The organism is Ekhidna sp., assembly GCF_965227465.1.
Taxonomy (GTDB): Bacteria; Bacteroidota; Bacteroidia; order Cytophagales; family Cyclobacteriaceae; genus Ekhidna.
On the sequence record NZ_OZ245746.1, the window covers coordinates 2,171,610 to 2,192,838 of the forward strand.

Consider the following 21,229-nt stretch of genomic DNA (forward strand, 5'->3'; position numbering starts at 1 on the left):
GTTAAGTTCCACGCAAAATTTTCAGCATTTATCATAAGAGACAATGATTAAGCGGCTATTCATCTGTGCCTTACTAGTACCATTAATCATTTGCATAAGCTCTTGTGAACGACAAGCAAAGAAAAGCCAGTCAAAAAAAGCTGAGGAAAAAAGCAAAGTAACACCCGCTAATAATCTGCCTAAACTAAAACAAACGCTTGGCTCTCAAGCTAGTGACAACATTAATTCAAGCTTGCAAGACAAAGGAGGTAACCTTTGGTTTGGCTCCACCGGAGAGGGTGTTTATAAATTTGACGGAAAAAAATTCACCCAGTTCACAACAAGGAATGGACTTGCCAGCAATGGAGTATACTGTATGTTGGAAGACAGTGATGGTAAAATTTGGGTCGGAACCAAGGCCGGTCTTAGTATCTATGATGGTACATCATTTTATAAAATTGAAATTGATTCAGAAACCAGTAGGCCATCAAATAGTCCTGATATTTTCAATATCATGCAGGATAGTACTGGAAAACTGTGGCTAGCTACAGTTGATGGTGTCTATACCTATGATGGAAAATCCTTCACTCATTTTCCAATCAACGAAAGCGGAAAAGGCTTTATGAGTGATACAAATAATGTGGAGTATATATTAGAAGATAATGAAGGGAATATTTGGTTTGGGGGAAGGGTTAATGATGGTGTATATCGCTATGATGGTAATTCGATTGTCAATTTTCCATTAAAAGAGCTAATGGGTCATCGATGGGCTTGGCCGCTCTTACAGGATAAAAACGGAAACATCTGGTTCAGCAATTGGGGAGGTGTGTATCGGTATAACGGAAAGACATTCAAAAGCTTTGTAGAGTTTGATGGATTATGTTTTGACACCATTACAAGAATCATAGAAGATAAAAACGGGAATATTTGGTTCGGTGGAAATGGGGGTATCTGTCGATATGATGGCCAATACTTCACCAACTTCACAACAAGAGATGGGCTGAACAATCAAGCTGTCTGGTCTATCCTTGAAGATATCGATGGGGACTTTTGGATAGGTACAAGAAGTACCGGTCTATTCCGATTCGACGGTAAGACATTTACCAGTTTCTCCGACTAAGTCAAAGAAAATGGTAAATCTTATATCTGTATAATTATTACTTCCTACATGGCAGTTAAAATCACTCCCATCAAGGTTAAGAGTACTACAAAATAAAACCCATTAATAAACCAAAGTTTAAGTGAAGTTCTGGAGAACAACGCATTTACTCCCATTGACAATGCGATAAAAAAGAAGCCAATGTGAAAACCGTAGGCAGCTCCCTGTCCAATCGATGGTGACGTATCTCCATGATTGAGGAAAAGCGCCAGTTGTAGGGCAATGATAAACTCAAGGACAAACGCAGTGCCATAGATTTTGACCATGTTTGCGTCTTTCAAATCATCCTCTGAGTACCCCATTTCAGCCATCCAGGCTTTTCCAAAAATAGGACCGTACCAAAGTCCACCCACTACGAATGCTGAAACAGCTGCTATCACAACTGCCAGCCAATTGATTGAAGAAAAATCCATAATTAAGAATAGTTAAGTTGGTTATGTCTGATCAAGATACTGAATTTCAAGCATTTAATCAGTCTTCAAATTTTATGAATAAGGCTTTCTATGGAATAAGAATCAAAATTTTCTTTCTTATTTGATACACCTATTTTTAACATTGCGATAGCATTTAATTAATGTTGCTATTTTTATTCTTTAAAAATTAAATCCGCGTTCTACCGTCCCTGTTGTGAAAAAGCCATTTTTTAGAGCTAGCAATATCATTTTAATCATTGAGGTTACCATTTTCCTTGCATTCCTGGGCTTTATTGTACTCAACAAGATTTTTCATTTTGTTGGTTGAAACCTTTTTATCTCAAAATATTTTTAACCAAAACAGATAGATTTGCCGAATGGCAGAAGCGCAGGCAGATTATCTCGATCAACTTAATCCCCCACAGAGAGAAGGTGTTATAAATGTAGAAGGACCGAGCATGATCATTGCCGGTGCTGGTTCGGGTAAGACAAGAGTGCTCACCTTTCGAATTGCCCACCTAATTCGCGCGCACAAAGTCGATCCATTCAACATTTTGGCCCTGACCTTTACTAACAAGGCAGCTCGTGAAATGCAAAAAAGAATCGAGCAGATGGTCGGCAGTGATGCCAAGAATCTATGGATGGGCACTTTTCACTCTGTATTTGCCCGAATTTTAAGAGCTGAAGCCAACAAAATAGGCTATCCCAGCAATTTTACCATTTACGATACCGATGACTCCAAGACCCTCATAAAACTCATCGTCAAAGAATTCAATCTGGACGATAAAGTCTACAAAGCCAACATCATTTATAATCGTATTTCTGGTGCCAAAAACAGACTGGTATCATGGCAAGAGTATATCAATAATCCGATTTACCTGGAGGATGATACGCAAAACATGCGACCGGAGATGGGCAGAATCTATCGAGCTTACTCAGAAAGATGTTTTGCTGCTGATGCAATGGATTTTGATGATCTTCTGTTCAATACCAATATCCTATTTCAAGAGCATCCAGATGTACTGAACAAGTATCAGCAACGCTTTCACTACGTCATGATTGACGAGTTTCAGGATACCAATATTTCACAGTACTTGATTGCAAAAAGGCTGGCGGCAGTGAGGCAAAACATCTGTGTGGTAGGTGACGATGCGCAAAGTATCTATGCTTTCCGGGGCGCTGACATCCAAAACATTTTAAATTTTGAAAGGGATTATCCGGATCTGAAGACCATTCGTCTTGAACAAAACTATCGATCAACTAAAACGATAGTGAATGCGGCAAATGCAGTAATTGGTAAAAATACTGCTCAACTAAAAAAGAACGTCTGGACAGATAATCAAGACGGTGACCTGATTGAGCTCATAAAAGCAACCTCTGACAATGAAGAAGGTAAGTTGGTTGCGTCTGCCATCTTTGAGACAAAAATGCAAAATCATTGCTCTGACAAATCTTTTGCCGTCCTATACCGAACCAACAGTCAATCAAGAGCGATTGAAGAAGGCTTGAGAAGAAATAACATCAAGTACCGAATTGTAGGTGGCTTGTCTTTCTATCAGCGCAAAGAGATCAAGGATTTACTAGCCTACTTTCGATACGTAGTAAATCCAAATGATGAGACTGCTATGCGTCGAATCATTAATCTTCCAAAAAGAGGGATCGGGCCTGGCACCATTGATAAAATGGTAGTGGCCTCAAACGAAGAGGGCAAAACCATCTGGGAAATCATGGAAAAAGCCACCTCATATGTCGGTGGTAAAGGAGGTGTACAGGTAGAAAACTTCGTTACGCTAATCAAATCATTCAGACTTACGGACGAGAAGAAAGATGCTTACGATACGGCAGCTCAAATTGCTAAAACTTCTGGCCTCTTAAAGGAACTTTACGAAGACAAAACCATTGAGGGAATGAGCAGGTATGAGAATACTCAGGAACTCCTCAACGCCATCAAAGAATTTACCGACGACCCGGAACGGGAAGACAAGAGTTTGGGAGCCTTCCTGCAAGATGTAGCGCTTCTGACAGATGAAGACCGTAACAAGAAAAATGATGATGCCGTGACACTCATGACGATTCACATGGCCAAAGGCCTTGAGTTTCCATATGTGTTTATCGTTGGGTTGGAAGAAGAACTTTTTCCATCTCAGATGATGCTAAGCAGCAGAGCGGATCTCGAAGAGGAAAGGCGTCTTTTTTATGTAGCTATCACACGAGCAGAGAAAAAGCTTTTCATGACGTATGCGCTCAATCGATATCGTTTTGGAAGACTTAAAAACTGTGAGCCAAGTAGATTTCTTGAAGAAGTGGACCCACAGTTTATTAAAGTCAATCGTAAGTTTTCTTCAAAAGATACAGCCTCGCCGGGTATTAACTACGTCACCAAAAACTTTGTCTCCAATCTCAAAAAAGAGAATACAACTAAACGGTTTGCAGCTAAAGTAAATCATAAACCAAGTGCAGATTTTGAGCCGAGTGACACTTCAAATCTAGCCGAGGGAATGAAAGTAGAACATCCGAAATTTGGCTTTGGAGTAGTGACTAATATTGATGAACAAGGAGCTAATAAAAAAGCCAAAGTTGATTTTGAGAAGGCGGGTGAAAAGACCTTACTTTTGAGCTTTGCTAAGCTTCGGATATTGGATAACTAATCAATCTCCTTCAAATTCAAATGCCTAAAAATGATCCAATCATACTGCCTGAAAAGTATTACTTAGATTATTTTAACTACGTACTTGAATTCGTTGAAAAACAGTATGATCATATCCTTGATAAGCCTGAGCATCTATTCTATCAATCATTCCGGGATTTGTCTGAGCAAGCGAAATGCCTCTATTTAAGGTTTTCCAACAGACGAGGAGACTTCTTTCGAATCAATAAAATTTCCTATCAGGAAATACCGGATGTACATGATGCCAAGGAGGAACTCATGCATCAGGGATTCATTCGAATAAATGAAAGCGATGACCCCAATCAATTTCGCTTATTTACCAAATCGGAATTAGTCAACCTGTTTGAATTTATCCTTCCTTCTCAAAAGAAAGCTGAAATTCTGGAAGAACTAACTGAGCAGGAAATTCAAATCGTCCATGAAACTGAAGAAATCGCGGAGGTACTGAAAAATGAGGAAGTGGATTTTATCAAACTCCTCTTTTTTGGACATAGAGGTGGTAGAATGACTGACTTTGTCATCAGAGATGTGGGAAACATAAAAGTCGAAGATCTTGATGAAAGCAATTTCGAGCCATGGTTTAAATCCAGAGATGAGGCTCTTTCGGTCATGCACATTTCCCAATTAAAGCGTATGATCTATGAGCTGCAGGAAGCTAACCTCCCCTTAGCCGATTATATTGAAGATATGCCATGGGAGACCTGGCTTTCATTTCCAAGATCCGCCAAGTCTGCTGAGAAATTGCTTTTAAAAATCGCCTACCACTTTGAGCAAATTCAACTGTATGACAAAGCGCTTTTTCATTATTCACTGACTTCTAAATCACCGTCAAGAGAAAGGCAGGTTAGGCTATTAGATAAACTTGGTGATAAAGATGAGGCCATTTCAATGGCGAATCAAATGGCAGAAAATCCTCAAAATGCCACAGAAATCACCTTTTCAACGGATTTCCTGAATAGAAAAGGAATACGGATAAATCGCAGTATGACTGAACGGTTAAAAAACGCACCTTCTATTGAAATACCAAATCCTGAGAACCGGGTGGAGCAAGCAGTGTTGGAATATTACTTCGATCAAGGATGGAATGGTGTACATGCTGAAAATTTTCTTTGGCGAGGAATATTTGGTCTTACCCTTTGGTCCGTAATTTTTGATACAAGCCACGGTTCTTTTCATCATCCTCTTCAGAGACAACCTTCTGATCTCAATGATGCTAAGTTTTTCGAATCTCGATTAGAATCCATTACTGAGTTGCTTGAGAAATTCAAATCCAGGAATCAGCTATTAAAACATTTACAGTCTATCTATGATGAAAAATATGGAATAGCTAATCGTTTTGTAACCTGGCATGAATCACTTCTACCAGCCATTACGGTAATGGTAGAAAAATTACCGCTCAAAGGGATAAAAAAAGTACTGCTGGAGATGTCTAAAAACATGAAGGAAAATAGTGCTGGCTTTCCTGATCTCTTCATTTGGAATGAAAGTGATTATCATTTCTATGAAGTAAAGTCCCCAAATGATCAGTTGTCAGCACAACAATTGTTTTGGCTGGAATTTCTTCAATCCGCAAAAATCAAGGTGGATGTGTTGAGGATAAAATACACCCACTAGTCCATTAGTGCTAAAACCTCATCCCTGTCCCGTCGATATTCAAAAGATTTAGCAAGTTGATAAAACTGATCTTTTTCCGTGCTTCGTGGATAAAGTAACTTGACAGTCCATATCTTATCACGCGTATAATCAAACTCATCCATGAGTGTCTCAACTTGCTTGAGGTTTAAAAAGCTGCTTCCGAAAAGAACCCTGATTCTATCCTTTTTATCTCTGGAATAGTTTTCAAATTTCACGAGCTCCAACCTATTAGAAAACTCCGTTTCTTCCATCGCCTCCGCATGACTGGCAATACCTGAAAATCGCTTCTTAAGAATTTGAGGCCTTAGCTCTTCATAGATATTTAGCGCATGATACATTTTTTCAAATGATTCAAAAACCAAAGCTATCTGTGCATAATCCGTAATTGAATAAGCATATTTCTTTAAGAATTCCCCCCTCAGCGGATCTTCATCAAAGGTTAAAGCCATCTCATACATTTGAGCCGAAGAAAAGCAAGTTCCTAACAAGTATCGCTCAGAGCCTATCAATCTCCCCTTGTCCGTTTTATACTTTTTCATGCTCTTAACCACACCCCGAAATTTCTTTTCGCTGAATGATTCACATTGCTGTGCAATCGCACAATTAATAACAATTAAGCTAACAAAAAATAGATAGATCTTTTTCATGATTCCAGTAGTTTTAGGCGATCTTAAAACTAATCACTTTTATTGTAAGCAACTTAAGTATGAAAAATAGCCTTTGGGAAAAACAATCATTTCTAAGTCCCGATGTAATCGTTATTGGTGCAGGTATCACAGGGCTATCAGCAGCGGCCTCTTTGAAAGAACAATCTCCGGAGCTAACTGTCTCGGTCCTGGAAAGAGGTGTGTTGCCCACAGGAGCAAGTACGAAAAATGCCGGATTTGCTTGCTTTGGAAGCATATCGGAGCTTTTAAATGATGTAAACACCCTTGGCCCGGAAGGAATGGTTCAACTGGTTGAGAAAAGATGGGATGGCTTGCAAAAAACTTGTCAAAGGCTGGGAAGAAGTATGATTGACATACAGACCAAAAGTGGGTATGAGTTGATTTTTGAAGAGCAGTCGAATATTGTTGAACAGATTCCTGTCATAAATGAGCTACTTTATCCGTTTTTTCAAACAGATGTATTCAAAACATCAAATAATAAGATTTCAAAATTTGGATTTGCAAATACGTATCACCTAATAGAAAATCACCTTGAAGGGCAGCTTGATACAGGTAAGCTGATTTCCACACTTTGGAAATATTGTGCTGAATTAGGGATCCAAATTCACACGGGTTGTGAGGTGACTGATATCAAGGAGCAAGAAAACCAAGTGGATGTTATTTGCAATGAAATTGTCTTCAAATGCAAAAAGCTAGCAGTCTGTACAAACGCATTTTCCAAGCAACTACTTATGGGTGAATATGATTTATCCCCTGGACGAGGAATCGTGATGAGTATCATACCTGACTCGAAACTTCCTTTCGAAGGGACCTTCCATTATGAAGAAGGGTATTACTATTTCCGCGACTACTATGGCAAACTACTCTTCGGTGGTGCCAGAAACATTGCAATAGAGGAAGAAACAACAACAGCGTTCGGTGTAAACGAGAAAATCAAAGAAAAACTAATTGACGACTTAGGTAATATTATTCTACCAGGAAAATCGTTTCAAATAGAAATGGAGTGGTCGGGAATTATGGCCTTTGGAACTAACAAATCTCCAATAGTGAAGAGGGTTTCTGATAAAGTGACGATCGGAATTCGTCTTGGTGGTATGGGTGTCGCTATTGGAAGTCTGGTAGGTGAGGAAGTAGCTGAATTGATTTTAATTTAAGCAGTGATTTTCACAAAAAAAGTACTGCCCTTGCCCTCCTCAGACTCTACCCAGACTTTACCACCAAGGTCCTGTACGTATTTTTTCACAATGGATAGTCCCAGCCCGGTAGAAACTTCTCCACCCGTTGGCTTAGCGCTTAGTTTTTGAAATTTGTTAAACAATTTTTTCTTGTCGTCTTCCGAAAAACCCGGACCCTCGTCAGTAATTTTAAACACTACATTATCATAATTACATTCGGAAACTAGTTCCACGGATGTATTTGAATCAGAAAACTTGACTGCATTTGAAACCAAATTCTCCAAGACCAGCAAAAGAAGCAGGTGATCAGTTCTGATGATGTTGTGATCTTCACAGAATTCTACCGATAAGTCGATGTTTTTGTTGGCGGCAATGGGCCTATATCGCTGAGCTACATCACGCATTATGGAACGGACATCAACACGTTCCTGCAATACCTTTATTCGCGTCTCTTCCAACCCATCGACATCCAAAATCTTAGATACCATGTTATTAATTCGCTCGGCGCTTACGGTTACCTGTCCAAGCATCTTTTGCTCTGTCTCCGTTAAATCACGTTGAATATTTTTATTGATGATATCCGTTATCATAATGATTTGACTAACAGGTGAACGAATATCATGCGCTAGAATCTTCACGAGGTTATTCTTTTCTTCATTTAAAGCAACTAGTTGAGCATTTCTATTCATGAGTTGCTCATTTTTTTGGCGTATGTCTTGCTCCTGCTCTTCAATTTGACCTTTCTGACCAATTAGGAGATTTGTGTTTTTCTGGTTTTTATAAAATAAATATCCGATCGCAAAAAGAAAGATGGTAACAACACTGATACTAACAATCAATATTCTGCGAACAGCAATTTCCTGACTTAATCGAAGATTTACATTCTTCAGCATTTCTAATTGCAATTCCTTCTCTTTGGTTAGAATGGATGTACTCAATTCAGGATCACCGTAGAGATTTTCAATAAATTCATAAAGTTCCTCGCCAAGAAAATCAGAGATGATCTTCGAGATAGCTACCTGAGAGTTAGGATCCATTAGAAATTCATTCAAATCATCTTTCCATTCACTATTTTGAGGAATCATAAAAGCATAACCTTGCCCAATGTGAGTGAAGAAATTTTGCCGTGTCAATTGCTCTCCTCCTTCTATCCTGATTAGATAAATGGGTAAATCAATGAACCCGAATCTATTAGATTCTGAAAGAATCCCATCAATAATGTTTTGATCGCTTTCTATAAAAATAGTTTCAAAATTTACACCGGTTTCCTCTTTCAAATTTTCAAGCAGAGCTTCATATTTGGTTCCTTTAATTGTAATTGCATCAAGAGATTGTAGCATCCCTGTTTTCTCTTCTCTTGCATCTACTATTGGGGTACCTTTACTAGATACAAGAACTGTAACATCCGGCAAATAAGATTCTGTAAATTGAGCAAATTGTTTACGTTCAGAAGTAATGGAAAGTGCTGAAGCTCCAACAGCGTTTGGATTACTATTTTGCCTCATTACGTCTAGAATATTGACAAAATTTTTCGCTTTCTTAAATACGACATTCACCCTCTCTCCTTTCATATTAAGCATATAATCCTGAAAAAGCTCGAACATCTGTGGTTCAATCCCAACCACATTTCCCCTACTATCTTCTTCAATAAAAGGCGTAGATGTATACCATAGAACCTCTAGTGTTCGTGCCTGTTCTACTTTAATGTCAGTTCCAAAAGTCAGATTTACTAACAGACAAAGGTGAATAAATATTAAAGTAAGGCGGAGCATGAATTAAAGATGACTATTTTGAATGAATAGTACTATTTTCTTATAACGTAATAGCGAATTAAAATAAGTTGAAAATAATAAAACCTTCTACCAATCTATTTGGTTAAATCAAAACAAACATGAAATGTAATGGCAAAAAAATCAATATCTGCATCTTCCATCCAAAAAGGCTTTCAAGATTACCTTTTGGAAGAGGGTAAAATCCCTGAAACAGTAAGAATATTCACCAAATATTTAAAAATATCAGATGAGGATTTTTATAAGTATTACGGTTCATTAAAAAATATTGAAAAATCAATCTGGAAGGATTATTTCTCACGAACATTGAAAGTGATTCAAAATGATCCTGAATTCGAAGAAATGGATGGACGTGAAAAACACTTATCATTCCTGTATACATTAATGGAGATTGTTAAGCCTGACAGGTCATACATCTTATATAAGCTTGAAAACAAAAAACCATATGAATTGCCTGAGCTTCAAGGAGCAAAAAAGGTAATTACAGATTCGGATATTGACTGGGCCAAAAATTTTCAATTTTTACCTGATAAAGCTCAAAGCATTACGCAATCTGCCTACAAGCAAGTTTTATGGTCTCATTCTGTCGCAACGTTAATCTTTTGGGTCAAAGACGATTCAGCAAGTGCAAGTGATACGGACGTATTTATAGAAAAAACCACAAGAACGGCGTTTGATATAGGAGAGCTACCCGCATTAGATTCCATACTAGACTTAAGTAAATTTTTCTTACAAAAAATGGGCTTTTCTAAAGCCCCAGCATAATGGCTAAAGAATTAGACCGAATTCCAATTGGAAAAGTAAGACGGGCAAGTAAGTTCGTTACGACAGGCGCAAAAGTTGGTGCCAACTATGTTAAAGCATACAGTAAAGCAGCCTTTAAAGGCAAGCTTGATAAAGAAGAATTAGACAGTGAAAATGCGAAAGACATTTACGACTCGTTGAGCGAGCTTAAGGGAAGTGCACTAAAAATGGCTCAGCTTTTAAGCATGGATCAAAATGTACTTCCAAAAGCATATTCTGACAAATTTGCCATGGCGCAATACAGCGCCCCTCCACTCTCCTATCCGTTGGTTAAAAAGACATTCATAGAAAATTTAGGAAAAGAACCCAATCAGATATTCGATTCATTTGGAAAAACAGCCAGCAACGCAGCATCCATGGGTCAAGTGCATAAAGCGGAACTCAACGGAGAAAAATTAGCCGTAAAGGTTCAATACCCAGGCGTTGGAGATAGTATTAAGAGTGACCTAAAGCTAGCTAAACCCTTTGCCCTCAAACTAATGAATGTGAAGGGTAAGGAAGTAGAGCCATATATGAAGGAAGTTGAAGGTAAACTTCTGGAAGAAGCTGACTATGCTTTGGAATTAAAACAGTCCATGAATTTCGCTGAAAAGTGTGATAAAATGGATGGAGTCTTCTTTCCCAACTATTATCCTAATTTATCTGCACCTCAAATTTTGACCATGAGTTGGCTGGAAGGTGAGCCTATCGGTGCCTGGATGAAAAAAGAACAAAGTCGGGAAAAAAGAGACCGCTTAGGGCAAATCCTGTGGAATTTCTACATGTTTCAAATGCATGAATTGAGAATGATGCATGCTGATCCACATCCTGGAAATTTTATCATTGATGAAAAAAACGACCTGGGGGTCATTGATTTTGGTTGTATTAAACACATACCTGATGATTTCTATGAAGCCTATTTTGAACTTGCCAGCTATGACGTATTAAATAATCCAGAAAGAGTAAACGAACTTTTTAAAGAGCTGGAAATCATACGACCGACTGATTCTGAAAAAGATGTAAAAATTGTGACTGCTATGTTCACGGATCTCATCAAGCTATTGTCTCGTCCTTTTAATGAAGGAGTATTCGATTTCAGCGATGATTCTTACTTTGCTGAAATATACATGAAGGGAGAGGCTATCTCGAAAGATCCGGAAATGAATCGGTTACAAGCAAGAGGTTCAAGGCACTTTATCTATTTCAACAGAACATTTTTTGGATTATATAATATACTTCATGCCTTGAAAGCCAAAGTGGACTGTTCCACCATCGACTTCCTGAAAAAAGCATCGTAAGTACTGCTATTGTTATAATCGATAGCCTACTTCTTACGTTTCACTCAGAAAAGAATAAAGGAGTACATATATTGATGAATAGCGATGGTTCTAACCAGCTGCAAATAACAAATGCGGGAGCCTATCATAGGGAACCATGTTGGGCCTGGGAGTAGATTTACATACCTCCACCACCGTTTCCAGTAAGAAATTGGGATATTAGAAGTTTTAGTTGTCCTTATTTTACGAAAAGCCCTATTTTCGAGGGTCCGTGAAAGAACACCCTATGACAACAAAGCGAGAACCCACCTTATTAGAATCATTTATACCTATTATTTTCCTAATCTTAATACTGGTTGTCAATGTCGGCATTTTCGGTAGTGAAGCACTTGGTGGATCTAACCAAATAGTTCTCATTCTTTCAGCAGGAGTCGCCACCCTTGTCGCCATAAGAATTGGATACAAATGGCAGGAAATTCAGGATGGAATTGTCAAAAGCATCAGTTCAGCAATGGCATCCATCCTCATCTTACTTTTAATCGGGGCACTTGCCGGTACCTGGATGCTAAGCGGTGTGGTTCCAGCCATGATCTATTACGGCTTGCAAATATTGAATCCCACAATTTTCCTTGTTGCAGCTTGCATCGTTTGCTCGATAGTCTCTATTGCTACTGGAAGTTCCTGGACCACAGCTGCTACTGTAGGTATTGCGTTAATTGGCATTGGTCAGGCTCTTGGCATTTCCGAGGGTCTGGTTGCCGGAGCAATCTTATCCGGAGCATATTTTGGTGATAAAATGTCACCGCTATCTGATACGACTAACTTGGCACCTGCAATGGCTGGAACGGATTTGTTTACACATATCCGCTACATGACCATTACAACCGTGCCTTCAATCATTTTGGCACTGCTCATTTTTCTTATCATCGGCTTTACTAATTCCAGTGATGGTGCTATCGAAGGAAAAGAAGCCATTCTCTCCGCAATCGATGGCACATTTAATATTTCAGGATGGCTTTTCATCGTCCCTGTTGTAGTTGTTGTATTAATAGTTAAAAAAATGCCGGCACTCCCTGCCTTGCTCATAGGGACCTTACTGGGTGCGATTTTCGCTTTAGTATTTCAACCTGAATTGGTTGATCAAGTTGCATCGACCGCATCTTTCGATGGAATTTTATACGAGTCATTTTCAAATTCTGCGCCAGGGCTGACCAATTCATTTATTGGTACTATGCAGGCCATGTTTGGTGACATTTCCTTCACAACGGGAAATAAACTCCTTGATGATCAGGGTCTGCTAAGTGCTTCTGGCATGTCAGGAATGTTAGGAACCATTTGGTTGATCCTATCTGCAATGATTTTTGGGGGTGTGATGGAAGGAGCTGGCATGCTTAAGCGAATTGCATCTGCCATTATTTCAAAAGTTAAATCAACAGGTTCCTTGATCTCCTCGACAGTTGGAACTTGTATTTTCTTTAATGCTACTGCTTCAGATCAATACCTGGCTATTGTTGTGCCTGGCCGGATGTATGCTGATACCTACAGAGAAAAAGGACTTGCACCTGAGAATCTAAGTCGATCACTTGAAGATTCCGGAACGGTAACATCTGTTCTAATACCCTGGAATACATGTGGGGCATATCACGCGAGTGTACTTGGAGTTTCAACAGGCACCTACCTTCCATACTGCTTCTTTAACATCATCAGTCCATTTATGACGATACTAGTAGCCTATACCGGGTATAAAATCAAAAAGCTTTCTGGAAAAGGTGAATAGTAAGTTTGCTGAACATATCACGAAGGAAGATATGCGCGCTCTTCCGCTCCTGGCTTTCGAAGGAGAAATTCATACGCTAAATACGGAGGATGAATGTAAAGACGCCATCAAAGAATTAAGGAAGTTTGACACGGTTGGGTTTGATACAGAAAAAAAACCAACGTTTAATAAAGGTGAATACAATCACACCGCTATGGTGCAAATTTCAACCATGGATGATGCCTATCTTTTTAGGCTAAACAACATGGGCTATCCTTCTTCCTTATTTGATTATATGGCAGACCCTTCAATTCTCAAACTAGGAATCAGCATCGATGATGATTTGAAGGATTTAAATCGGGCTCGCAAATTCAAGCATAAGAATTTTGTAGACCTGAATGATGTCGTAAAAGAATTAGGAGTGAAACACATGGGGGTTAAAAAACTAGCTGCCGTATTCCTCGAGTCTCGCATTTCTAAAAACCAACAAGTATCCAACTGGGAGGCAGAAACACTATCATCTGCACAAGAAAAGTATGCTGCGACCGATGCATGGATTTGTTTGGCTATTCATAGAAAGCTTATTCTGCAAGGATACATTTAAATCGGTTTTTTAAAACCAAAAAATCCATTCATCAAAAAACAGTTTTCTGATTTGTAAACAAAAATATCTTTGCTTTCAATGAAGAGAGTCCTTTGGGTAGTTTGGCTTACCCCTTTCTTGCTGTCAGCTCAGGAAGATGCCTATCACATCATTCGAACAAATCAAGCTATCAAGATTGATGGAATCATTGATGAGAGTGCATGGAATAATGTACAGGTGATCGAAAACTTTTCCCAATACTTTCCCAACGATTCAACACCTGCGAATTCCACTGTCGAAATCCGAATGACCTACGATGAGACCTATCTGTATGTCAGCGCCAAAATGTACAACCTAACAGAAGATCGGGAATATGCTGTCCCATCTCTACGGAGAGATTATCGTGGAAATTTTGATGGTATCACCATAGAGATAGACCCTTTTCAGGACAATACGAATGCGTTTCAATTCGGTATCAACCCATTTGGGGTGCAAAGAGAAGGATTGATCAGCAATGGTGGTGTTCGGGGAAATGATCTCGCCCTATCTTGGGACAATAAGTGGCTTGCTGACGCCAAGCAATATCCGGGATACTGGACTGCTGAAGCTGCTATCCCATTCAAAACGCTTCGGTTTAAGCCAGGGTCAGACAGATGGAACATCAATTTCTATCGCATAGACACAGAGCAGGGAGAACGATCCACGTGGACCCGAATTCCACGTAATTTCCTTATACTCTCTTTGGCATTTATGAAGGAGCTGGTTTGGGATGAACCGCTCGAAAAATCAGGGCCGAATGTGTCTTTAATTCCTTATATCTCTGCAAGTACTCAACAGGATAATGAAGCCATTGATCCCTCTCGTATGAATGATTTTTCTTATGGTGGGGATGCAAAAATAGCGGTAAGTCCTTCTCTTAATCTAGACCTTACATTTAATCCGGATTTCTCGCAGGTAGAGCTTGATCAACAAGTAACAGACCTCAATCGATTTGAGCTGTTTTTTCCTGAGCGAAGACAATTCTTCCTGGAGAATGCAGACCTTTTTGAAAGTTTTGGTCACCCCTTCTATTCAAGGCCCTTCTTCTCCCGCAGAATTGGTATTGCAAGGGATGAATCAACCGGACAGAACATTCAAAATCAGATATATGCAGGAGCCAGATTAAGTGGAAAGCTTGATAACAACTGGCGAATTGGTATTCTTAACATGCAGGCTGCTGAAGACGATGCTATTAACCTACCTAGTATCAACTATACCGTAGGTGCCATTCAAAGGAAAATTTTCGGAAGGTCAAATATTGGTGCCATTTTCGTCAATAAACAAACTTTCGAAAGCTATGCTGAAAATGATACCACTCCTTACAGTGGATGGAATAGATTAGCCGGGGTAGATTACAATATCGCCTCAAGTAATGGGAAATGGAATGGGAAAGTGATGTATCATCACTCCTTTGATGAAAGTGGAGCCAAACCACAGCAGGGCTCCCATACCGGATTTCTTGGGTACTCTTCCAAAAAATGGATTGGAAGCTGGGCCCATGTATATGTGGGAAAAAATCACAACGCTGAAGTAGGCTTTGTTCCTCGTCCGGGAATCATACGCATCAATCCGGATTTTGGCAGAAATTTCTTCCCTTCTCGTGGATTTTTCAACTCGATCGAACTGAAAGCAGAGGCTGAATACATCTGGACGGTGGATGGACAAAAAACTGATCATAAATATGCGGTGAATTTGAATTCAGGACTAACAAATACCGGACGGTTAACGGCTTCTCTTGAGCAAAATCACACTTTTCTGATCGACCCATTTGACCCAACGCAAACCGACGGAAGAGAACTCCCTGCGCTAACTGGATATACCTACCATAGTTTCAATTTTTCCTATACTTCCGACCAACGGAAGCTTCTGAATTATCAAGTGAATGGCTATTTAGGCGAGTATTTCAATGGAAATAGGCAAAGTATTGGTGCTATTATAGGATATCGGTTTCAACCAATCCTGGATATAAAAGTCAATATGATTTACAATCGTATCAGGCTTCCTGAAAATTACAACAATGCAGACCTCTGGCTCATTGGTCCAAGACTGGACCTAACGCTCACTAGATCCATTTTCTTTACCAATTTCATTCAATACAATAGCCAGATTGATAATATCAACATCAACTCGCGCTTCCAATGGCGATTTGCTCCTGTTTCAGACCTCTTTATTGTCTATACCGACAACTACGGAACGGAACAATTTTCTGATATAGGTTTGAGAAGAAAAAACCACGCCTTGATACTTAAAATGACGTATTGGATTAACTTGTAGGTAAAACCAATACTATTTACTGATGGCTAAAAGTGAAGCATCCGAGGAAACACTTCAGCGCTATTCAGCGCTATTAGCTGCTGTAGGACTTGAACAAAAAGGCAAAAACATGCCGTACACTTCCATGAATGGCAACATGTATTCATTTGTTGCGAAAGAAGGCTATGTAGCCATTCGTTTATCTGAAGATGACAAACAGGAATTTATGGATAAGTACAATGCCGGACCTGCAATCTCTTATGGCGCCACCATGAGAGGATATGTGCATGTACCTGATTCCGTGCTAAAAAAAACAGATGAATTAGTGGAGTACCTGAAAAAGAGTCATGAATTTGCAAAAACACTAAAACCAAAACCAACTAAGAAAAAATGAGAAATTTTACTTCTCTTGCACTCCTGTGTTTCTTGATTTCATGTTCCGGAGAAAGACAATTTTCCAATGAAGATAGAGATGCTGTAGATCAGATTCGAAAGGATTATGTAGCGGCGTGGTTAGATAATGATAGACAAAAAATCCTGAGTCTTTTCAACGAAAAGGCTACCATCGTACCCAGTGGACTTTTTCCCATGCAGGGTATAGAGCAAATTGAAAAATATTGGTTTCCGGATAATGGATCAACGACCACCATTCACACGTATGCAGTCGAATTGATCGATTTGCAAGGAACAGATTCAATGGCTTATTCACTGGAAAAAGGAACGTTGAATTTCACATTCACCTTTAATGAATTCACCATGACCAAAGAGTCTACTTCCCATGCGACCACCATATATCAAAAGAATAAAGAAGGAAACTGGGAGATAACCTCGCGAATGTGGACAAGCTTAAACGAATAAAAATGTCATTTAAAAATCTAAAAGATATTGTACCTAAGGAAATTCTACCTGGATATCAGGTACGTTTTATTCACACCGAACGAATGACTTTTGCCTATTGGGACGTAAAAGCAAACAGTCCCCTACCCGAACATGCTCATGAACATGAGCAGGTAGCAAACGTATTGAAAGGTGAATATGAGCTTACTGTAAATGGCGAAACCAGAAGATTAAAGCCCGGAGATGTAGCGGTAATACCATCCAATGTTCCCCATTCTGGTGTGGCCATTACCGACTGTAAACTAATGGATGTATTCGCTCCCGTAAGAGAGGACTACCTTGGCACCAATGAATGAAGAAGAAATCAAACAGAAAATAGCTGAAGAGATTGTCAAGACTGAAGGACTAATCGCAGATTATAAAGAACAATCCAAACCTGTAACGCTTGACAATTCCATTGGAAGAATCTCCAGAATGGATGCCATCAACAATAAAAGTATCACTGAGTCAGCCCTTCGTCAGGCCGAAGCAAAACTCAGCAAACTTCATCAGGCGATGGATAGCATTGACAAACCGGGTTTTGGCCTTTGCATCAAATGCAAACAGCCAATTCCAATCGGTCGGATTCTTCTCATGCCTGAAAGCAATAAATGTGTGAATTGTGCGAGGTAAGAAGAAATGGCTTAGTAAATGGAATAATGAAGAGCAAGAGCTGTCAGGTTTACTGTTGCATGCAACATCATACTCCAAATCAACCCATACCTTACTCTAGCGTAGGTCAGAAATAAACCTGCAACCAATTGAGGTGAAACTGCTATAGGAATCAACCACAAACTCACTAGTTCTTCAAAGTTCCAGACATGAGCAAGACCGAAAATTAATACTGAAAATATGACAAGAAAAGGGAAGCAAATCTCCCAGAGTCTCCTAGCTATTCGCATTGCCTTAAACTTATTCTTTCCCAAAGCCCCTAAGATGGCAATGAGGAATAAGACAGGATAAAATCGCTGAAAAGTTATAAAACCTCTAAATAGTACCTCCTCTATTATTGGCGCCATGATTACCACAATAAATAACACCCTGATAATTGACATTCCATCTATCATGTCCATTAGTTTATGATCTGGGAAATTCAACAAACCAATTTTCTGCATTTCATCAATAATGAAGGCAAGAGGTACCAAAATAAGAAGTTCTAAAAAGACAATTATCAAAATATCTTTTAGTCTATTGACATCTGATAAACCTTGATACTTGTAGTCTTGAGGATATTTCCAAAAATTCAGAAAACCAGATTTGACCTTTTTAAAACGAGCAATAAAATTCACAGAGAATTATTTTTAATCTATTTAGGTTAGTATTAAATCTCTAATATACCTACCATCATAATTAAATGAGCAAAAACAAAAACGTCACCTTCGCCTGGGCAGTCAGAAACATCATCTGGCCAAGAAGAAAAACCATATTCATTGGGCTGCTATTAATAATCATAAGTAGACCTGCAGGATTGGTGCTACCTGCTGCAACCAAGTACCTTCTGGATGATGCCGTCCCAAACAAAGACTTTGCAATGCTTAAGCTCATTGTCATCGTAATTGTCATTTCACTAGCCGTACAAGCTGTATCTTCATTTTTATTAACCAGGATATTAAGTGTAGAAGCACAATTTCTCATCTCTGAACTTCGGGTAAAAGTTCAAAAGAAAATCCTCTCCTTACCAATCAATTTCTTTGATAATAATAAATCAGGAGCACTTGTATCCCGGATTATGACCGACGTAGAGGGAGTCCGAAACCTCGTTGGGACCGGTTTAGTCCAACTCATAGGCGGTACGATTACCTCCGTTCTCGCCTTGATTTTACTGATCAATATCAGTCCGTCCATGACGATTTTCACACTTGTCCCGGTAGGTCTATTTGCGATTATTGCACTAAAAGCTTTTGGGAGAATCCGCCCCATCTTCCGTGAGCGGGGTAAACTCAATGCGGAAGTTACCGGTCGACTAACAGAGACACTCAATGGGGTCCGAGTGATCAAGGGGTTCAATGCCGAAGAATCAGAAAATAAAACGTTTGAGGATGGAGCCCGAAGATTGTATGAAAATGTGAAATCAAGTTTGACAGCTACGGCAGTGGTAACAAGTTCCGGTACTTTCCTTATTGGATTTGCCAGTGCAGGCATTCTGGCCATGGGCGGCTATTTCATGATTGAAAATGACCTAACATCAGGAGAGTTAATTTCATTCATCTCCCTCCTGGCCTTCATGATAGCTCCGATCGTCCAAATGAGTAACATCGGTAGTCAACTTACTGAAGCTTTTGCAGGACTTGATCGTACAGAGGAAATCATGAAAATGGATCCTGAAGATTTGACCGATGACCGTCCGATAGTATTGGATAAGGTGAAGGGAGATATCGCCTTTAACAATGTATCCTTTGCATATGAAGAAGGTAAAGAGGTACTAAGAGGAATTTCCTTCAAAGCTCCTCCGGGTTCTGTTACGGCATTAGTAGGTAGTTCCGGTTCTGGTAAATCAACTACAGCCAGTCTTGCAGCAACATTCTTGAGCGCAAAAAAAGGGATTGTGACAATAGACGGTCACGATATTACCAAAGTGAATCTTTCCAGCTATCGAAAACACCTGGGTGTTGTCCTTCAGGATGATTTCCTGTTCGAAGGAACCATCCGAGAAAACATTCTCTTTCCAAGACCTGATGCAACGGAAGAAGAACTCCAGGATGCGGTCAAAGGTGCATACGTAAATGAATTTACCGATCGATTTGAAGATGGCTTAAACACTGTAATCGGTGAACGGGGAGTTAAACTCTCTGGCGGTCAAAAGCAACGAATTTCCATCGCTCGAGCATTATTAGCTAATCCAAAAGTTATCATTCTGGATGAAGCTACCTCTAACTTGGATACGGAAAGCGAAACCTTTATTCAAAAGAGTTTAGATGGACTGATGAAAGACCGAACGACCTTCGTTATCGCTCACCGACTCAGTACCATCAAAAAAGCCGATCAGATTCTGGTTATCGAAGATGGCCAGATAGTAGAGCGAGGTACGCATGACGAATTGATTGCCAAAGAAGGTCGCTACTTTGATCTATACACGTATCAGAGTAGGATATAGTATAATCAGAAATCGATTAAGGTTAACAGAGGTACATTCTTTTACTTGTTACATTTAAGTGATGAATGAAATACGTCAGTCACTACATTTTTTAAGTGAAGATCTTCTTCAAAAAATTGAGGATACTGCGAGTATTAAGGACATACCAAAAAACACTGAGATACTCAGAGAAGGACAATTTGTAAAGGTCATACCTATTGTCCTTAGTGGACTAATTAAAGTGTTTTCAAGGTTTAAAGAAAAAGAACTTCTACTTTACTATATCCGCCCAAATGAAGGCTGTATTATGTCTTTCGCAGCAAGTCTAAAAAACAATCCCAGTAAAATCCATGCGATCACTGAGGAGAATACGAGAGTTCTTTTACTTCCTGTTGATAAGGTGAATGGCTGGATTCAGCAATTCCCGAGTATAAACACACTTTTTTATGAGCAGTATAACTTGAGGTATAGTGAACTTCTTGATACAATCAGTCATGTCATCTTTGATAAACTGGACCAGCGACTTTACAATTATTTGATTGAGAAATCTAAACTCACTAAACAGAATCCCATTAAAATATCACACAGGCAAATCGCCAATGAATTGGGAACAGCCCGAGAAGTAATTTCTCGCGTAATGAAAAAGCTTGAAATTGAAAGAAAAGTGCAACAGCATACAAATAGCATAGAAATAAAAGAGCTGTGACAATAGTCACTGATTTTGATATTCCTGGTTAATAGCTTTGGTCTCATGAATAGGGAAATGGCAGCTAAACTGGTAGGAATATGCATAATATGCATAAGCATAGTATACTGTATAGTTCTGTTCATTGAATTTTTTTCTAACTAAATATTATACCATGAAAAAGAATATGGGATCAGCAGATAGAATTATTCGTTTGATAATCGCTGCAGTAGTTGCTTATTTATATTTCACCAATGTTGTAACAGGAACTTTAGGGTTAGTGCTAATTATTCTTGCTGGCGTTTTTGTTCTCACAAGTTTTGTAAGCTTTTGTCCTCTGTATGCTCCATTTGGCTTTAGCACATGCTCAGTAAAAGAATCTAAATAAGAATAGCCTCATTATGAGGCTATTTATTT

The 21,229-nt window shown here is 39.1% G+C and carries 20 protein-coding genes; 16 read left to right on the forward strand and 4 right to left on the reverse strand.

The window, feature by feature from the left end; translation table 11 throughout:
- The first annotated feature begins 43 nt into the window (after window positions 1-43).
- Entirely contained in the window at window positions 44-1,099 is a 1,056-nt protein-coding gene (locus ACO05G_RS09595; protein ID WP_421762595.1) for a ligand-binding sensor domain-containing protein, read from the forward strand.
- A 44-nt stretch (window positions 1,100-1,143) separates the two neighbouring features.
- On the opposite strand, the gene ACO05G_RS09600 is transcribed toward ACO05G_RS09595, so the two are convergent.
- Window positions 1,144-1,551: a DUF1761 domain-containing protein gene (locus ACO05G_RS09600; protein ID WP_421762596.1), complete on the reverse strand. Its 408-nt coding sequence runs from the start codon at window positions 1,549-1,551 to the stop codon at window positions 1,144-1,146.
- A gap of 377 nt (window positions 1,552-1,928) precedes the next feature.
- On the opposite strand from ACO05G_RS09600, the gene ACO05G_RS09605 reads away from it, so the two are divergent.
- Window positions 1,929-4,199, forward strand: coding sequence for an ATP-dependent helicase (locus ACO05G_RS09605; protein ID WP_421762597.1), 2,271 nt, complete (start codon window positions 1,929-1,931; stop codon window positions 4,197-4,199).
- 20 nt (window positions 4,200-4,219) lie between these two features.
- Window positions 4,220-5,833, forward strand: a complete 1,614-nt coding sequence (locus ACO05G_RS09610; protein WP_421762598.1) for a VRR-NUC domain-containing protein — start codon at window positions 4,220-4,222, stop codon at window positions 5,831-5,833.
- Here the strand turns inward: ACO05G_RS09610 and ACO05G_RS09615 are convergent.
- Window positions 5,830-6,501 (reverse strand): DUF4476 domain-containing protein, encoded by a 672-nt coding sequence (locus ACO05G_RS09615; protein WP_421762599.1) that lies wholly within the window; start codon window positions 6,499-6,501, stop codon window positions 5,830-5,832. The two genes, ACO05G_RS09610 and ACO05G_RS09615, sit on opposite strands and share 4 nt — an antisense overlap.
- 59 nt (window positions 6,502-6,560) lie before the next feature.
- Between ACO05G_RS09615 and ACO05G_RS09620 the strand changes: the two genes are divergently transcribed.
- Complete coding sequence (locus tag ACO05G_RS09620) at window positions 6,561-7,676, forward strand: NAD(P)/FAD-dependent oxidoreductase (protein ID WP_421762600.1); 1,116 nt, start codon at window positions 6,561-6,563, stop codon at window positions 7,674-7,676.
- Here ACO05G_RS09620 and ACO05G_RS09625 read toward each other — a convergent pair.
- Window positions 7,673-9,469, reverse strand: a complete 1,797-nt coding sequence (locus ACO05G_RS09625) for an ATP-binding protein (protein WP_421762601.1) — start codon at window positions 9,467-9,469, stop codon at window positions 7,673-7,675. The genes ACO05G_RS09620 and ACO05G_RS09625 overlap by 4 nt on opposite strands.
- Window positions 9,470-9,598: 129 nt before the next feature.
- On the opposite strand from ACO05G_RS09625, the gene ACO05G_RS09630 reads away from it, so the two are divergent.
- From ACO05G_RS09630 to ACO05G_RS09670, 9 genes are all read left to right on the forward strand, one after another.
- Window positions 9,599-10,252, forward strand: coding sequence for a hypothetical protein (locus tag ACO05G_RS09630; RefSeq protein ID WP_421762602.1), 654 nt, complete (start codon window positions 9,599-9,601; stop codon window positions 10,250-10,252).
- Entirely contained in the window at window positions 10,252-11,568 is a 1,317-nt protein-coding gene (locus tag ACO05G_RS09635; protein ID WP_421762603.1) for an ABC1 kinase family protein, read from the forward strand. Before ACO05G_RS09630 ends, ACO05G_RS09635 begins: the two co-directional genes overlap by 1 nt.
- 265 nt (window positions 11,569-11,833) lie before the next feature.
- Entirely contained in the window at window positions 11,834-13,324 is a 1,491-nt protein-coding gene (gene nhaC, locus ACO05G_RS09640) for a Na+/H+ antiporter NhaC (protein WP_421762604.1), read from the forward strand.
- Window positions 13,317-13,907 carry a 3'-5' exonuclease gene (locus tag ACO05G_RS09645; protein WP_348284573.1) on the forward strand — a complete coding sequence of 197 codons (591 nt, stop codon included), beginning with the start codon at window positions 13,317-13,319 and terminating at the stop codon, window positions 13,905-13,907. The genes nhaC and ACO05G_RS09645 overlap by 8 nt, the downstream gene beginning before the upstream one ends.
- A gap of 78 nt (window positions 13,908-13,985) precedes the next feature.
- Window positions 13,986-16,199, forward strand: coding sequence for a DUF5916 domain-containing protein (locus ACO05G_RS09650; RefSeq protein WP_421762605.1), 2,214 nt, complete (start codon window positions 13,986-13,988; stop codon window positions 16,197-16,199).
- Window positions 16,200-16,221: 22 nt separating this feature from the next.
- Window positions 16,222-16,572, forward strand: a complete 351-nt coding sequence (locus ACO05G_RS09655) for a hypothetical protein (protein WP_421762606.1) — start codon at window positions 16,222-16,224, stop codon at window positions 16,570-16,572.
- Window positions 16,569-17,036, forward strand: a complete 468-nt coding sequence (locus ACO05G_RS09660; protein ID WP_421762607.1) for a YybH family protein — start codon at window positions 16,569-16,571, stop codon at window positions 17,034-17,036. Before ACO05G_RS09655 ends, ACO05G_RS09660 begins: the two co-directional genes overlap by 4 nt.
- A 2-nt stretch (window positions 17,037-17,038) precedes the next feature.
- Window positions 17,039-17,371 carry a cupin domain-containing protein gene (locus tag ACO05G_RS09665; protein WP_421762608.1) on the forward strand — a complete coding sequence of 111 codons (333 nt, stop codon included), beginning with the start codon at window positions 17,039-17,041 and terminating at the stop codon, window positions 17,369-17,371.
- Entirely contained in the window at window positions 17,364-17,687 is a 324-nt protein-coding gene (locus tag ACO05G_RS09670) for a TraR/DksA family transcriptional regulator (protein WP_421762609.1), read from the forward strand. Before ACO05G_RS09665 ends, ACO05G_RS09670 begins: the two co-directional genes overlap by 8 nt.
- An 11-nt stretch (window positions 17,688-17,698) precedes the next feature.
- Here the strand turns inward: ACO05G_RS09670 and ACO05G_RS09675 are convergent, their stop codons facing one another.
- Complete coding sequence (locus ACO05G_RS09675) at window positions 17,699-18,343, reverse strand: type II CAAX prenyl endopeptidase Rce1 family protein (protein WP_421762610.1); 645 nt, start codon at window positions 18,341-18,343, stop codon at window positions 17,699-17,701.
- A gap of 65 nt (window positions 18,344-18,408) precedes the next feature.
- On the opposite strand from ACO05G_RS09675, the gene ACO05G_RS09680 reads away from it, so the two are divergent.
- The 3 genes from ACO05G_RS09680 (at window position 18,409) to ACO05G_RS09690 (ending at window position 21,200) form a co-directional block, all read left to right on the forward strand.
- The gene (locus tag ACO05G_RS09680) at window positions 18,409-20,148 is read left to right on the forward strand and encodes an ABC transporter ATP-binding protein (protein ID WP_421762611.1); all 1,740 of its coding nucleotides are present in this window, start codon (window positions 18,409-18,411) and stop codon (window positions 20,146-20,148) included.
- A gap of 61 nt (window positions 20,149-20,209) precedes the next feature.
- On the forward strand, window positions 20,210-20,833 hold the full coding sequence (locus ACO05G_RS09685) for a Crp/Fnr family transcriptional regulator (protein ID WP_348284581.1): 624 nt from the start codon (window positions 20,210-20,212) through the stop codon (window positions 20,831-20,833).
- A gap of 154 nt (window positions 20,834-20,987) precedes the next feature.
- Complete coding sequence (locus ACO05G_RS09690; protein ID WP_348284582.1) at window positions 20,988-21,200, forward strand: DUF2892 domain-containing protein; 213 nt, start codon at window positions 20,988-20,990, stop codon at window positions 21,198-21,200.
- Window positions 21,201-21,229: the final 29 nt, after the last annotated feature.

Coding starts and splice junctions, on each gene's coding strand:
- ACO05G_RS09635 (WP_421762603.1), top strand. CDS start 10,252: ATGGCTAAAGAATTAGACCGAATTCCAATTGGAAAAGTAAGACGGGCA.
- ACO05G_RS09595 (WP_421762595.1), top strand. CDS start 44: ATGATTAAGCGGCTATTCATCTGTGCCTTACTAGTACCATTAATCATT.
- ACO05G_RS09685 (WP_348284581.1), top strand. CDS start 20,210: ATGAATGAAATACGTCAGTCACTACATTTTTTAAGTGAAGATCTTCTT.
- ACO05G_RS09665 (WP_421762608.1), top strand. CDS start 17,039: ATGTCATTTAAAAATCTAAAAGATATTGTACCTAAGGAAATTCTACCT.
- ACO05G_RS09600 (WP_421762596.1), bottom strand. CDS start 1,551: ATGGATTTTTCTTCAATCAATTGGCTGGCAGTTGTGATAGCAGCTGTT.
- ACO05G_RS09655 (WP_421762606.1), top strand. CDS start 16,222: ATGGCTAAAAGTGAAGCATCCGAGGAAACACTTCAGCGCTATTCAGCG.
- ACO05G_RS09625 (WP_421762601.1), bottom strand. CDS start 9,469: ATGCTCCGCCTTACTTTAATATTTATTCACCTTTGTCTGTTAGTAAAT.
- ACO05G_RS09650 (WP_421762605.1), top strand. CDS start 13,986: ATGAAGAGAGTCCTTTGGGTAGTTTGGCTTACCCCTTTCTTGCTGTCA.
- ACO05G_RS09670 (WP_421762609.1), top strand. CDS start 17,364: ATGAATGAAGAAGAAATCAAACAGAAAATAGCTGAAGAGATTGTCAAG.
- ACO05G_RS09610 (WP_421762598.1), top strand. CDS start 4,220: ATGCCTAAAAATGATCCAATCATACTGCCTGAAAAGTATTACTTAGAT.
- ACO05G_RS09605 (WP_421762597.1), top strand. CDS start 1,929: ATGGCAGAAGCGCAGGCAGATTATCTCGATCAACTTAATCCCCCACAG.
- ACO05G_RS09620 (WP_421762600.1), top strand. CDS start 6,561: ATGAAAAATAGCCTTTGGGAAAAACAATCATTTCTAAGTCCCGATGTA.
- ACO05G_RS09630 (WP_421762602.1), top strand. CDS start 9,599: ATGGCAAAAAAATCAATATCTGCATCTTCCATCCAAAAAGGCTTTCAA.
- ACO05G_RS09680 (WP_421762611.1), top strand. CDS start 18,409: ATGAGCAAAAACAAAAACGTCACCTTCGCCTGGGCAGTCAGAAACATC.
- nhaC (WP_421762604.1), top strand. CDS start 11,834: ATGACAACAAAGCGAGAACCCACCTTATTAGAATCATTTATACCTATT.
- ACO05G_RS09615 (WP_421762599.1), bottom strand. CDS start 6,501: ATGAAAAAGATCTATCTATTTTTTGTTAGCTTAATTGTTATTAATTGT.
- ACO05G_RS09660 (WP_421762607.1), top strand. CDS start 16,569: ATGAGAAATTTTACTTCTCTTGCACTCCTGTGTTTCTTGATTTCATGT.
- ACO05G_RS09690 (WP_348284582.1), top strand. CDS start 20,988: ATGAAAAAGAATATGGGATCAGCAGATAGAATTATTCGTTTGATAATC.